The 13,281-nt window shown below is 70.7% G+C and carries 14 protein-coding genes; 8 read left to right on the top strand and 6 right to left on the bottom strand.

Annotation, left to right across the window (positions count from 1 at the left end; genetic code table 11):
- Positions 1–16: 16 nt before the first annotated feature.
- The gene (locus AL2_RS36010; RefSeq protein ID WP_083946003.1) at positions 17–598 is read right to left on the bottom strand and encodes an ATP-binding protein; all 582 of its coding nucleotides are present in this window, start codon (positions 596–598) and stop codon (positions 17–19) included.
- Between AL2_RS36010 and AL2_RS02825 the strand changes: the two genes are divergently transcribed.
- The 3 genes from AL2_RS02825 to AL2_RS02835 all read left to right on the top strand — a co-directional run bounded on the left by AL2_RS02825 (position 597) and on the right by AL2_RS02835 (position 3,270).
- Positions 597–1,385 carry a helix-turn-helix domain-containing protein gene (locus tag AL2_RS02825; RefSeq protein WP_168444772.1) on the top strand — a complete coding sequence of 263 codons (789 nt, stop codon included), beginning with the start codon at positions 597–599 and terminating at the stop codon, positions 1,383–1,385. The two genes, AL2_RS36010 and AL2_RS02825, sit on opposite strands and share 2 nt — an antisense overlap.
- Positions 1,369–1,554, top strand: coding sequence for a DUF397 domain-containing protein (locus AL2_RS02830; protein ID WP_067628806.1), 186 nt, complete (start codon positions 1,369–1,371; stop codon positions 1,552–1,554). Before AL2_RS02825 ends, AL2_RS02830 begins: the two co-directional genes overlap by 17 nt.
- A 483-nt stretch (positions 1,555–2,037) precedes the next feature.
- Positions 2,038–3,270, top strand: coding sequence for an HNH endonuclease signature motif containing protein (locus AL2_RS02835; protein WP_067628808.1), 1,233 nt, complete (start codon positions 2,038–2,040; stop codon positions 3,268–3,270).
- A 187-nt stretch (positions 3,271–3,457) separates the two neighbouring features.
- Here the strand turns inward: AL2_RS02835 and AL2_RS02840 are convergent, their stop codons facing one another.
- A complete protein-coding gene (locus tag AL2_RS02840) occupies positions 3,458–3,802 on the bottom strand; it encodes a cupin domain-containing protein (RefSeq protein WP_067628810.1) in 345 nt (114 codons plus the stop codon).
- A 130-nt stretch (positions 3,803–3,932) separates the two neighbouring features.
- On the opposite strand from AL2_RS02840, the gene AL2_RS02845 reads away from it, so the two are divergent.
- The 5 genes from AL2_RS02845 (at position 3,933) to AL2_RS02865 (ending at position 9,028) form a co-directional block, all read left to right on the top strand.
- The gene (locus AL2_RS02845; protein WP_210748567.1) at positions 3,933–4,427 is read left to right on the top strand and encodes a hypothetical protein; all 495 of its coding nucleotides are present in this window, start codon (positions 3,933–3,935) and stop codon (positions 4,425–4,427) included.
- A 70-nt stretch (positions 4,428–4,497) separates the two neighbouring features.
- Positions 4,498–5,481 (top strand): TIGR01777 family oxidoreductase, encoded by a 984-nt coding sequence (locus AL2_RS02850; protein WP_067628815.1) that lies wholly within the window; start codon positions 4,498–4,500, stop codon positions 5,479–5,481.
- On the top strand, positions 5,478–5,963 hold the full coding sequence (locus AL2_RS02855; RefSeq protein WP_083945871.1) for an aldehyde dehydrogenase family protein: 486 nt from the start codon (positions 5,478–5,480) through the stop codon (positions 5,961–5,963). Before AL2_RS02850 ends, AL2_RS02855 begins: the two co-directional genes overlap by 4 nt.
- Before the next feature lie 104 nt (positions 5,964–6,067).
- Entirely contained in the window at positions 6,068–8,566 is a 2,499-nt protein-coding gene (locus tag AL2_RS02860; RefSeq protein ID WP_067630123.1) for an ATP-dependent Clp protease ATP-binding subunit, read from the top strand.
- A 27-nt stretch (positions 8,567–8,593) separates the two neighbouring features.
- The gene (locus AL2_RS02865; protein ID WP_067628820.1) at positions 8,594–9,028 is read left to right on the top strand and encodes a protein-tyrosine phosphatase family protein; all 435 of its coding nucleotides are present in this window, start codon (positions 8,594–8,596) and stop codon (positions 9,026–9,028) included.
- A gap of 19 nt (positions 9,029–9,047) precedes the next feature.
- Here AL2_RS02865 and AL2_RS02870 read toward each other — a convergent pair whose 3' ends face one another.
- From AL2_RS02870 to paaC, 4 genes are all read right to left on the bottom strand, one after another.
- Positions 9,048–10,652 carry a GMC family oxidoreductase gene (locus AL2_RS02870; protein ID WP_067628823.1) on the bottom strand — a complete coding sequence of 535 codons (1,605 nt, stop codon included), beginning with the start codon at positions 10,650–10,652 and terminating at the stop codon, positions 9,048–9,050.
- A gap of 190 nt (positions 10,653–10,842) precedes the next feature.
- The gene (paaE, locus tag AL2_RS02875) at positions 10,843–11,925 is read right to left on the bottom strand and encodes a 1,2-phenylacetyl-CoA epoxidase subunit PaaE (protein WP_210748569.1); all 1,083 of its coding nucleotides are present in this window, start codon (positions 11,923–11,925) and stop codon (positions 10,843–10,845) included.
- Entirely contained in the window at positions 11,922–12,410 is a 489-nt protein-coding gene (gene paaD / locus AL2_RS02880; protein WP_067628827.1) for a 1,2-phenylacetyl-CoA epoxidase subunit PaaD, read from the bottom strand. Before paaD ends, paaE begins: the two co-directional genes overlap by 4 nt.
- Entirely contained in the window at positions 12,404–13,276 is an 873-nt protein-coding gene (paaC, locus tag AL2_RS02885) for a 1,2-phenylacetyl-CoA epoxidase subunit PaaC (protein ID WP_067628829.1), read from the bottom strand. The genes paaD and paaC overlap by 7 nt, the downstream gene beginning before the upstream one ends.
- Between the last annotated feature and the right edge of the window lie 5 nt (positions 13,277–13,281).

Genomic DNA, 13,281 nt, shown 5'->3' on the forward strand with positions numbered 1-13,281 from the left:
CGCGGGCCGGGAGGGGTCACAGGACGGCGTAGACGGCTTTGCCGCCGTTCTCCCGCCGTACTCCGCAGTGGACGGCCAACGTCTCGACGATCCCGAGCCCTCTTCCGCTGACGTCCATGGGGCCGGGCAGTCTTCGCTGCGGCAGGTCGGCGGACTCGTCCCAGACCTCGACCGTGATGTGGCCCGGCACGTCCTCGGCGACTGTCACCCGGATCCCGGTGTGCTCGGCTGCGTGAACCGAGTTGGTCACCAGTTCGGACACGACGAGACAGACATTCTCCGCCTTTTCTCCCGTACATCCCAGGGCGAGAGAGGCCTGCTTGGCGGCCTTCCGGGCAATTCCGACAGTTGCCGGTGTCGCGAGATAGGTGAAGGTGAACCTCCGATCCCGGGACGTCCGGAGTGCCCGTGGGAATGGTGTGATCTTGTTTTCAGGAGTCGTGCTCATCGGTCCGCTTCCGCTGCGTCCTATGAATGCACCTTCAGATTGACGTCCATGACTTGGGCTGGCTATATGAATGTCTGGTACTTCGAGATATACCAACCATGGAGGGTCAGACATGCCCCCATCTGTCCCCATAGATCCCCGCCAGAGCATGAAAGCCCAGCTGGCCTACACGCTGCGGCTGATGCGCGAGGCGAGGAGCATGAGCCAGAACGACCTGGCGAAGGAGCTGTACACGACTCGCGAGACCATCGCCGCCTACGAAAGCCAGCGGAACCGTCCCGACGAAGACTTCTGCAAGAAACTGGACGAGTTCTTCGGAACCGGTGAAATGTTCCGTGGACTCTGGTACCACGCCCAGCGCGAGCACCTCAACGAGTGGTTCGAGGCCTACATCGCCCACGAAAACGAGGCCACCGAGATACGGACCTTCCAGCCGCTCTACATCCCCGGCCTACTCCAGACCGAGGGTTACATGCGGGCCATCACCCCGAACAAACAGATGGACGACGGCTGGATCACCCAACGGCTGGCTCGCCGAGACATCCTCACTCGGGATACGAACCAACCCCACCTCTTCGTAGTTCTCGACCATGCCGCCATCCTTCGGCGCTGGCGTGACGTGAGCATCATGGAGGAGCAACTCGACTATCTCCTCGACGCCGGAGAAGAGGATCAGGTCCACATCCAAGCAGTGCAGATCACCGATGGGTGGCACCCCGGGTTCGACGGGGCGATGGTCGTTCTCACCAAGAAGGATCGGAGCCGCATCGGGTACGTAGAAGCCCAATTCGGTGGGAGACTGATCGAAGATCCGGCCGAAGTCACCCGGCTGGGAGTCCGGTTCGACGAGATCAGGTGCCATGCGCTGTCTGAAGAGGCCACGCGGAATCTGATCCGGAAGACGATGGAGACGATGCGGGATGATCCAATGGCGTAAGAGCACCCACAGCCAGGGTGGCGGAGGCGAGTGCGTCGAGGTCTCGGCCAACACCTCGATCCCCCTGATTCGGGACTCCAAGGATCCGGAGGGGCCGCGGTTGGCTCTGGAGCCGGGTGAGCTTGGGGCTCTTGTCGGCCGGATCAAGGCCGGCGACCTCGACTTGTAGCTTCCCCCTGGGAGTCGGGCCACGAGTATCCCGAACCGGATTGCCGATCCGCGGAATTGTGGTGGGGGCGGCGCTGCGTACGGGGCCGCCCCTCCAAAGTCAAGGGCGCTTCGCGTCGCTTCGCGATGGACTTCGTCCACCCTTGACTTTGGAGCCTCTGCGGCCCCTGAGTGCAGCTTTCGTCGGGCAGGCTCCGCCTGCCCTCTGCCCGACGCGCCGCCCCCACCCGTCCAAGAGGGTTTATTCGAGCACGTCCGAGAAGCGAAGGGTATTCGTTTCGAGCTGGGCGTCGCTTTTTTGTCGCATCGGTGCCCTTGGCCTGGTCTGGGAAGGGCTGGTCTGCCTAGTTCGGGTCACCTAATCGCTCGACGGGCTCCCCGCGTCGTGTTGCGGGGTTTGGGGTGTCTGGGAGGTGACAATATTGGGGCTTGGGATTTGGGGTGGTGGGGGATATGTCTGGTCGGGGTTTTATATAATTGGGGCATGTGTTCGACGGCGATCGACTTGGATGGGGCGTCCACCGGGGAATTGGTGGCCGCGCTGTCGGAGATCGCGTCCGAACTCGCCGGCCGATCGGCCCCCGAATCGGCGGCGGCTTGCATGGAGCTGACCGAAAACCTCGCCACCGCCATTGACCAGGCGGAGTCGGCCATCGCAGGTCTCGTCTCCGTTGTCGACCGGGCGGGGGAGGTGCGGCGTTGGGGGTTGCCGTCCACGCAGGCTTGGCTGCGCTCCCACTTGGGCATGCGCGAATCCCGGGCAAGGGAACGTCTGACCCTTGCCCGGCAGCGCCACCGCCTCAGCGAGATGACCGGCCGGTGGGCCGCAGGGGAACTTCCCTTCGGGTACGCCGCCACCATCGCGGGCGCGGTCGCCAGGCTGGACGACGCCGATTGCCGGGCTGCTGAAGGAATTCTGCTCGGCATGGTCGAGGAGGGCTTCTCGGCGGGGAAGGTCGCCTCGTTCGGTACGCGGATCCGGGATGTGATCGCCGAGCGTGACGGAACCGAGTGCTCGGATGCCGACTCGCGGCGAGGATACGAGCGGTCCTGGATCGACTCGACGCGTTCGTTGGACGGTGGCCGGTACATCAAGGGCTGGCTCAACGCCGAGGACGCCGCCATCTGGGACGGGACGCTCGGGCCGCTGGCCAAACCGTCCGGGGCCGACGACCGGCGTGACCTGTCGGAGCGGACGGCGGCGGCCATGAGCGGCGTCCTGGCGGGCGGGCACAAGGCCACCAAGGTCACCGTCATCTGCGATCTGGACACCCTCACCGGCGGCACCGCTCCTGCGCGGTTGACCGATGGGACCCCGATCCCGGCCGAGCAGGCCCGCCGCATCGCCCTGTCGGCGGGCGTCTCTCCGCTGCTGCTGGGACGCGGAAACGTGCCGCTCTACCTCGGCCGCAGGGTCCGTTTCGCCACCGGGGCGCAACGCCAGGTCCTCGAAACCCTGTATCCGACATGCGCGGTCGAAGGGTGCGAGGTGCCCGGCACGTTGTGCGAGGTCGATCATGTGCGCGGCTGGGCCCTCGGAGCGCCCACCGACATCGACCAACTCGCCCTGTGCTGCGGCTGGCACAACCGCTGGGTGCACGCCAACCGCACGAGGGTCCGGATCGGCGTTGGTCCTGACGGACGGCACTCTTACCGCCTGCAGGCACCGCGTGATGCCGCGTCCGTGCGCCCACCGCCCCGGCTCCAGGCCGCCTGATCTTCACATCCACCTGAGGCCGCTTCGGGCCGCTGTGGCAGTTCCCCTGGTCGGCTTCCACCGGCGCGGCCACGACGTACTCGCGTCCCGTGGGTCTCGTGCGGTGTCCAGCAAGGTCCACCGGGTGCGTTCACTTGCGGCATGCAGCCCTCTCACCCCTTGGCGCCACCGCACACCCGCTGAGTATTCAGGGGGCGGCCGGGCCCAGTGCGGCATCTGGGCGCTGGGCGCCAGGCCGTGGTTCCTTGAGCTCGATGAACAGCGAATGGGTGGCCGTCTGGCCGACGTTGCGGCCCTGGTGCTCCTGCGCGTCCAGCCAGCGGGCCTCCCCCGCGGCCAGGTCGACCGGGACCGCTCGGCCGCCGGCCGAGATCACCCGCTGGAAGGAGGACAGAGTCACCATGACGCTGTCCGGATGGGCGTGCAGGTGCGTCGCGTCCCCCGGCTCGTCGCGGTACTCCAGCACCCGCACGCGTTCGTTCTCCCACACGACCCGGTACAGCTGCGGATCGGTGTCCACAGGATCCTTCATGGGATGACAGTACCATGATGGTATGTCAGTACCATATGAGTCGACGGGGCGTACTCGGCAGAAGCAGCGCACTCGCGACGCCCTCCTTCGGTCCGCCCGGTCTCTGCTGGACGGCGGACACACCCCGACCGTGGAGCAGGCTGCCGACGACGCCGGCATCTCTCGCACTACGGCCTACCGCTACTTTCCGAACCAGAGACACCTGCTCTTGGCCGCCGTGCCGGCCATTGACCGGAACAGCCTGCTCGACGAGGGCGCGCCCGATGATGTCCGGGCCCGGCTGGACCTGGTCATCGCCGAGCAGGCGGAGATCTTGAGGCGGTGGGAGCCCCAACTGCGGGCCGCGCTTCGGCTGTCCCTGGAGCAGGATCCGCAGACGTCCCGCGACGCCCGTCCGGTAATGCGGCAGGGCCGAGCCATCGCGTGGATCGAGGACGCCCTGGTGCCGCTGGCCGAGTCGCACCCGCACGTCGATCGCCGACGGCTCGCGGTCGCCATCCGCGCCGGCTGCGGGATCGAGGCTTGGGTCTGGATGGTCGACATCGCGGCCGTGCCCCGGACGGAAGCCGCGACCCTCATGCGTGAATCGGCCCAAGCCCTGCTGGGCGCGGCTCTCGGCGTGTAGCTCATCATGTTTCTTTGAACGTGTTCAATTCTGAGTTAGTGTCGCGGTGGAGACGATGAGGGGTGGCGCGGTGAAGGTTGTGATCCCCGGGGGGACCGGGCAGGTCGGCGGGATTCTGGATCGCGCTCTGACGGCGGCGGGGCATGAGGTCGTCGTCCTGACCAGGAGGCCGACGCGCGAGCGCGAGGTCGGGTGGGACGGGCGGACGCTCGGTCCGTGGGCGGACGTGATCGACGGCAGTGATGTCGTGATCAACCTGGCCGGACGCAGTGTCAGCTGCCGCTACACGCCGGCCAACCTGCAGGAGATGATGGATTCGCGCGTGCTGTCGGCCCGAGTTGTGGGCGAGGCGATCGGGGGTGCGGCTAAGCCGCCGCGAGTCTGGTTGCAGATGAGCACGGCCACCGTCTACGCGCATCGGTTCGACGCGGCCAATGACGAGGCGACCGGTCTGATCGGCGGCGGTGAGGCCGGTGTGCCGGGCTACTGGGACTACAGCGTCCGGATCGCCGAGAACTGGGAGCGGGAGCAGGACCGGGCCGAGACGCCGGCCACTCGCAAAGTCGCGTTGCGTGCGGCCATGGTGATGAGCCCGGATCGCGGTGGGGTGTTCGACGTCCTCTCGCGGCTGGCGCGGCTCGGGCTGGGCGGGCCCGTCGCGGGCGGCGCGCAGTACGTGTCCTGGATCCATGACGGGGACTTCGTGCGTGCGGTGGAGTTCCTGATCGAGCGGGACGACCTCGCCGGGGCGGTGAACCTCGCCGCCCCGGAGCCGCTGCCGCAGCGGTCGTTCATGCGCGCGCTGCGTGCCGCGTGGAGGGTGCCGGTCGGGCTGCCCGCGACCGCGTGGATGGCGGAGTTCGGGGCGCTGGCGATCCGCTCGGACACCGAGCTCCTGCTGAAGAGCCGCCGCGTCGTCCCCGGCCGGCTGCTGGACGCGGGCTTCGCCTTCGACCACCCGCACTGGCCGGAGGCCGCCGGTGACCTCGTGCGCCGGGTCACATCATCAGCGGCACCGCTTCGAGGACGGCGAACGCGCCTGCTGCGGCGATGATCCCGGTGTGCTTCAGCCCGGCTCGCAGGAGCAGGTCGGCGTCCTCGGCGTGCTCACGGGCGTCCGCGTCCCTACATCGAGGAGCGGCTCGGCGACACCGGGCTGACCCCCGGCCGTATCGCCGCCGCCCACCACGTCTCCGTCCGGCACCTCTACACCGCGTGCTGGGGCTGGTCCAGAGCGGCGTCGCGGACGGCGCCACACTCGTCCGGGGCGGCGCACCGCGCGACCCGGGCTGGTTCGTCGAGCCGGCCGTGCTGGGCGGCGTCCGCAACGGCATGCGGGTGGCGCGCGAGGAGATCTTCGGGCCGGTCGTCACCGTGATCCCGTACGGGAGCGAGGAGGAGGCCGTCGCGATCGCCGACGACAGCGGGCACCGGCTGTCCGCGTCGGTGTGGAGCGCCGACGTGTCGCGCCGGGCGCCGCACGGGAGGGCGGCCCGGAGGTTCTGGACCTCTACACCGAGACGCGGACCACCCTGATCCCCGCGGCGCACGGCGGTTGACGCGGGTTTCCCGGGTCATGCCCCGGGCACGTGAGACACCATTGCTAAGACGTGTTCTTCGACTACCGGGGGGTTTCGGAGATGACCGCGGGGTGGTACGGGTCCGAGGGCATGGACCCGTTCGAGGAGATGCTCGCCCGGTTCTTCGGTGCGCGGGCGCAGCGCCGCCCGAAGGAGCGGATCAGCATCGCGCGGCTGATGAGCGAGCCCGCGCGGGAGCTGGTGCGGGACGCGGCGGCACAGGCGGCGCAGTGGGGCAGCGTCGATCTGGACACCGACCACCTGCTGTGGGCGGCGACGCGGCAGCAGGGGACGCGGCAGTGGATCGCGCGGGCCGGCGCCGACCCCGACAAGATCAAGAGCGAGATCGAGACCCATGGGCGGCGGGGCGAGCCGCGGGACGTCCCGCCGGAGCTGACGCCGTCCGCGAAGCGTGCGCTGCTGGACTCGCACCAGGTTTCGCGGGCGCTCGGGTCGTCCTACATCGGGCCCGAGCATCTGCTTTTCGCGCTGGCGCTCGATCGCGGGTCCAGCGCGGGGCGGATCCTCGACCATGAGCACGTGACGCCGGATTCGCTGCAGCAGGCGGCGACCGGCGGCGGGACCGGGCAGCCGCCCGGCGGGGGCGGCGGGCAGCCGTCCGGCACGCCGACGCTGGACGAGTTCGGCCGCGACCTGACCGCGCTGGCGCGGGAGGGCCGGATCGACCCGGTGATCGGGCGGAACCAGGAGATCGAGGAGACCGTCGAGGTGCTGTCGCGGCGCACCAAGAACAATCCGGTGCTGATCGGCGATCCCGGGGTCGGCAAGACCGCGATCGCCGAGGGGCTCGCGCAGCGGATCATCGACGACGAGGTGCCGGAGACGCTGCGCGGGAAGCGGATCGTCCAGCTGGATCTGGGCGGCGTGGTCGCGGGCACCCGGTACCGGGGCGACTTCGAGGAGCGGCTGAAGAAGGTCGTGGACGAGATCCGCGAGCACGGCGACGAGCTGGTCGTGTTCATCGACGAGATCCACACGATCGTGGGGGCGGGCGGCGCGGAGGGCGCGGTGTCCGCGGGGAACATGCTGAAGCCGCCGCTGGCGCGCGGTGAGCTGCACGTGGTGGGCGCGACGACCATCGACGAGTACCGCCGGAACATCGAGAAGGACGCGGCGCTGGAGCGCCGGTTCCAGCCCATCCTCGTGTCGGAGCCGAGCCCCGATGACAGCATCGAGATCCTGCGCGGGCTGCGCGACCGGTACGAGGCCCACCATTCGGTGCGCTACAACGACGAGGCGCTGGTCGCGGCCGTGGACCTGTCGAGCCGCTACCTCACCGACCGGTTCCTGCCGGACAAGGCGATCGACCTGATCGACCAGGCGGGCGCCCGCGTCCGGCTGCGCTCGGGCGCGCGGGACGGCAGCCGGCGCGAGCTGGAGCAGCGGCTGGACCGGCGGCGCCGGGAGAAGGACCAGGCCGTCGCCGACGAGGACTACGAGAAGGCGACCGAGCTGCGCGACGAGATCCTCCGGCTGGAGAAGGACCTGGAGACCGCCCGCGACGACGACGCGCCGGTGACCGTCCCCGAGGTGACCGTGGAGGACATCGCCGAGGTCGTCTCCCGGATCTCCGGGGTGCCGGTCACGCAGCTCACGCAGGCGGAGCGGGAGCGGCTGACCCGCCTTGAGGAGCACCTGCACCAGCGCGTGGTCGGGCAGGAGGACGCGGTGGCGGCGGTGGCGCGGGCCGTCCGGCGGTCCCGCGCGGGCATGGGCGACCCGGACCGCCCAATCGGCGGGTTCCTGTTCCTCGGGCCGACCGGCGTCGGGAAGACGGAGCTGGCGAAGGCGCTGGCGGAGGCGCTGTTCGGCAGCCGGGACCGGATGATCCGGTTCGACATGAGCGAGTTCCAGGAGCGGCACACCGTCAGCCGGCTGATGGGCGCCCCGCCCGGATACGTCGGATACGAGGAGGCGGGGCAGCTCACCGACGCGGTGCGGCGGCAGCCGTACTCGGTGATCCTGCTGGACGAGATCGAGAAGGCGCACCAGGACGTGTTCAACGTCCTGCTCCAGCTCCTCGACGACGGCCGGCTCACCGACGCGCAGGGCCGCACGGTCGACTTCCGCAACACCGTGGTGATCATGACGAGCAACCTCGGCTCGGAGCTGATCACCGGCACCACCGAGATCGGGTTCGGCGGGCGCGACGGCGAGGGCAGCGCGCTCAGCGACCGGATCATGCGGCGGCTGCGCGAGTCGTTCCGGCCCGAGTTCCTCAACCGCATCGACGAGATCATCGTGTTCCGGCGGCTGGAGGCGGGCCAGCTCCGGCAGATCACCGACCTGCTCCTGGACGAGACGCGCCGCCGCCTCCGCGCGCAGGACGTCGACGTCGACTTCACCACCGAGGCCGTCGACTGGCTCGCCGAGCGCGGCTACCAGCCGGAGTTCGGCGCCCGCCCGCTGCGCCGCACGATCCAGCGGGAGGTGGACGACCAGCTGGCCGACCTGCTGCTGTCCGGCGACCTGGAGCACGGCCGGCACGTCGAGGTCTCCGCGGTGAAGGGCGGCCTGCAGTTCGACGTCTCCAGTTAGTGCGGCCCGATGACTTAGTGTGGCCCGATGACGCTCACTGGTGCGATCCAGTTGCCGGACGGCGCCTGGATCCGGGGGCGCGGCCTCCGCAGACCGCCGCCGGACGGTCCCGAGCCCGGCTTCGGCCTCTACCTGGGCTCGGCGAGACTCCGGCGCCGCCATGAGCCGGCCCTGCGCTGGGAGTCCGCGTGGCTCGACTGGCCCGACTTCCGGCTGCCCCGCGACCAGGACGAGGCCGTCCGGCGGATCCGCGCCCTGCACGAGCGGATCACGGCGGGCGAAGCCGCCGAGGTGGCCTGCGGCGGCGGCGTCGGACGCACCGGCACCGTCATCGCCTGCCTCGCCGTCCTGTCCGGCGTGGACCCGTCCGAAGCAGTCGCCTGGGCGCGCGGGCACCACCACCCGCGCGCCGTGGAGACACCCTGGCAGCGCCGCTGGGTGACGCGTTTCCCGACCGGTTAGCCGCCCGGGATCAGCGTCGTCAGCCGCCCAGGATCAGTGTCGCGGCGTGCTCGCCGATCATCATGCTGGGCGCGTTGGTGTTGCCGCCGATGATGCTCGGCATGATCGAGGCGTCCGCGACCCGGAGCCCCTCGATGCCGCGCACCTTCAGCGCCGGGTCGACGACGGCGCGCTCGTCCGACCCCATCCGGCAGCTGCCCACCGGGTGGTAGACGGTCGTCGCTCGGTTCGGCAGCTCCTTCTCCAGTGCCGCGCGGTCCGGGTACTGCGGGCCGGGGGACAGCTCGGCCTTGACGTCCCCGGCGATGGCCTTGTTCGCCATCACCTCGCGGATGAGCTCGATGCCGTCCAGCAGCAGCCGGGCGTCGTCGGGCTCGGTCAGGTAGCCGGGGTCGATGACGGGCGCGGCGGCCGGGTCGGCGGACGCCAGCCGGACCGTGCCGCGGCTCTTCGGGTAGATCAGCGTCGGCATGATCGTGAGCGCGGGCCGCTTGTCCACCTTGTGTCGCACCGGGGCGTCCTGGTTGGGGAACGGGTACGACCACGGCAGCGCGTGGATCTGCATGTCGGGGATGTCGCCGGCCTGCCCGCTGCGGACGAACCCGACCGCTTCGAACACGCTGCGGGCCACCCACGTCCCGCCCTTCGTCCACTCCTTCGCGACGCCGCGCGCGAAGTAGGGGGCGGTGCCCTTGTTCCGGGCGGTGTCCATGACGAACGTCATCGGCACGAACATGTGGTCGTGCAGGTTGTCGCCGACGGGCAGGTCGGCGTGCACCTCGATGCCGTGCTCCCGGAGATGCGCGGCGGGGCCCACGCCGGACAGCATCAGCAGGTGCGGCGACCCGAACGCGCCCGCAGCCAGCACCACTTCCCTGGACGCGCGGATCGTCCCGGGCCCCTTCTTGGTGACGATCTCGACGCCCGTGGCGCGCCCCTTGTCGATCACCACCCTGCCGACCGTCGCGCCCGTGACGACCGTCAGGTTCGCGAGCCCGTGGTCGTCCAGGTAGCCGACGGACGAGCTGTAGCGCAGCCCCTTGTCGACGCTCTGCTGGAAGACGCCCGCGCCCTCCTGCTCCTCGCCGTTGTAGTCGTCGTTGCGCTTCACCCCGGCCGTCTCGATCAGCGCCTCGATGAACGCCTCCGACGCCGGCGTGAGGTCGCGCTGCCGGGTCACCTGGATCGGGCCGCCGGCGCCGCGCACCTCGCTGGCGCCGTCCTCCCAGTTCTCCATGCGCTTGTAGCTGGCGAGGACGTCGTCGTAGCCCCAGCCGGTGCAGCCGTCCGCGGCCCAGTCGTCGTAGTTCTTGCGGTGCCCCCGCACGAACAGCATCCCGTTGATCGACCCGGAGCCGCCGAGGACCTTCCCCCGCACCTGCGGGATCTTCCGGTCCAGCGCATGCTTCTGCGGGGTGCTGTAGAACCCCCAGTCGAGCTTCTTCTTCAGCTGCGGGATGTTGTGGAAGACGGCGATCAGACCCGGCTTGCGGACCAGCGGCGTCCGGTCCGACGCGCCCGCCTCCACCAGGACGACGCTCGCCCCCGAATCGGCGAGCCGCCGCGCCAGCACGCACCCGGCGCTCCCGGCCCCCACCACGACGTAATCAGCGGTCTGGTCCATGACTTCCTCTCAGCGGCCCCCGCGCACGCGCGAGGGACCCCAGACGAGGGCCCGCGCCCGGCCCGGTCGGCGCCGCCGTGAGGCGACGGAATGGGTGCGCCGATCGTAGAGGCCCCGCGGACCCCGGCCCAGCCCAGTCCCGATGACCGGAACACGGGAGCTCGGCGCGGCGGTCGGCCGGAACCGGTGCTCAGGCGTCGTAGTCGACGGTGAGGTTCGGGGTGGACGGGGTCGACTGGCAGGTCAGGATGTAGCCGGCGTCCACTTCGGCGGGGTCCAGGGCGAAGTTGCGGTGCATGTCGGCTTCGCCCTCGACGACCCTGGCGCGGCAGGTGCCGCAGACGCCGCCCTTGCAGGCGAAGGGGAGGTCGGGGCGGACGCGCTGGGCGGAGTCCAGGATCCGCGCGTCCCGCGGCTGGGTCAGGGTCGTGGAGCGGCCGTCGAGGACGACGGTGACCTCGCAGGCCGGGCCCGTGGGAGCCGATCGCTTCCGGTTCGGCTCGGGCGGGGCCTCGTCCACGAAGAACAGCTCCTGGTGGACGCGGTCACGCGGCACGCCGAAGCCCTGCAGGACGTCGCGGGCGCCGGTGACCATGCCGAACGGGCCGCACAGCCACCAGTGGCCGACGTCGGCGACGGGGACGAGGAGGGGCAGGAGCGCGCGGAGCCTGTCCGCGTCCAGGCGGCCGCTGAAGAGTTCGGCTTCGCGGGGTTCCTGGGAGAGGACGTGCACGAGCTCGAAGCGGTCGGGGTGCGCGTCCTTCAGGTCGGCCAGCTCGTCGGCGAACATGACCGTGCCGCTCGTCCGGTTCCCGTACAGGACGGTGACGCGGGCGCCGGGGTCGGCGAGCGCGGACGCGGCGATCGACAGCACCGGGGTGATGCCCGACCCGGCGGCGATCAGCACGTGGTGCGCGGAGGTGGCGCCGAGGACGAACATGCCGGAGGGCGGCAGGACCTCGATCTCGTCGCCCGGCCGTACCTCGTGGACCAGCCAGGACGAGAACAGGCCGTCCGGGATCTCGCGGACGCCGATGCGCGGCGCGGCCCCGGCCGGCGCGCAGATCGAGTACGAGCGGCGCTCCTCGATGCCGTCGATCACGCGGCGGAGCGTGAGGAACTGGCCGGGGCGGAAGGCGTAGGCGCCGGCCAGGGCCGGTGGCACGTCGAAGGTCACCGCGACCGCGTCATCGCACAGGCGCTCGACGCCCGCGACGCGGAGGGCGTGGAAGCCGGCGCGGCCGGGGGCGACCTCGGTGAGCGTCACTCTCAGATCTCCTTGAAGTGCTCGAACGGTTCGCGGCAGGCGTCGCAGCGGCGCAGCGACTTGCAGGCGGTGGCGCCGAAGCGGGACAGCTCGACCGTGTCGGCGGAGCCGCAGCGCGGGCAGCGGACGCGCCGGGTCGGGCCCAGGGAGAGCGGGATCGGGCCCGAGGGGCGGTGCGGCGCGGCGCCGGGCGGGGCGATCCCGGCCTCGTGCAGCTTGCGGCGGCCCGCGTCGCTGATCCAGTCGGTCGTCCAGGGCGGGTGGAGGACCGTGCGCACCTGGACGTCGGTGTACCCGGCGTCGGCGAGCCTGCTGCGGAGGTCGGCGCGCATGGTGTCCAGGGCGGGGCAGCCGGTGTAGGTCGGGGTGATCGTCACCTCGACGCGGCCGGTGTCCTCCGTGACGTCGCGCAGCACCCCGAGTTCGGCCAGGGTGAGCATCGGCAGCTCCGGGTCGGTGACCGTCTCGGCGATCGCTCGGGCGCTCACCATGTCGCTCCGGGGTGGGCCCGGGCCAGGCTCTGCATCTCGGTGAGAAGGCCGGCCAGCGCCGGCGAGTGCGCGCCGTCCCGTCCGGCCAGGTGGGCGGGGACGACGTCGGGACGGCGGAGCGTCGCTCTGGACAGCACCTCGTCGAGGACGGCGTCGAACTCCGCGCGCGTGTCGGACGGGTCGACGCCCACACCGGCGTCGCTCAGGTGGCGCTCGACCTCGTGCGTGGCGAACAGCTCGCCGGTCTGCGGCCAGAGTTCGTCCAAGGCCCGCTGGGCGCGCTCGTGGGAGAGGTCGGTGCCGTCGCCGAGCCTGACCGTCCAGAGCGCGGCGTGGTCGCGGTGGTAGGCGACCTCCTTGACGCCCTTGGCGGCGATCGCGGCGAGCACGGGGTCGTGCGAGGTGGTGAGGCGGTCGAGGAGCGCCAGCCGCCAGGTCGCGAACATCAGCAGCCGGACGGTCGAGTACGCGAAGTCGCCGTTCTCCACCTCGGCCAGGCCGACGTTGCGGAACTCGGGCGCGTCCCGGAAGTAGGCGAGCTCGTCCTCGCCCCGGCCCTTGTCCTCGGCGACGCCGGCGCGGGCCAGCAGCAGCCGGGCCTGGCCGAGCAGGTCGAGCGCGATGTTGGCGAGCGCGACCTCCTCCTCCAGTTCGGGCGCGTGCGTGCACCATTCCTGGAGGCGGTGCGACATGACGAGCGCGTCGTCGCCGAGCATCAGGCAGTACGCGGCCAGCGCGGCGCGGTCGACGCCGTCCGGGACGGACGGGTCGATCCCGGCGAGCGGGTCGTCGAAGCCGGTGCCGAACGCCCAGCGGGCGTCGTCGCTCTGCTCGGAGAGCGCCTCGAACGGGTTGTCGGACGACATCGGGA

Source organism: Actinomadura latina NBRC 106108 (genome assembly GCF_001552195.1).
In the GTDB taxonomy this organism is placed as follows: domain Bacteria; phylum Actinomycetota; class Actinomycetes; order Streptosporangiales; family Streptosporangiaceae; genus Spirillospora; species Spirillospora latina.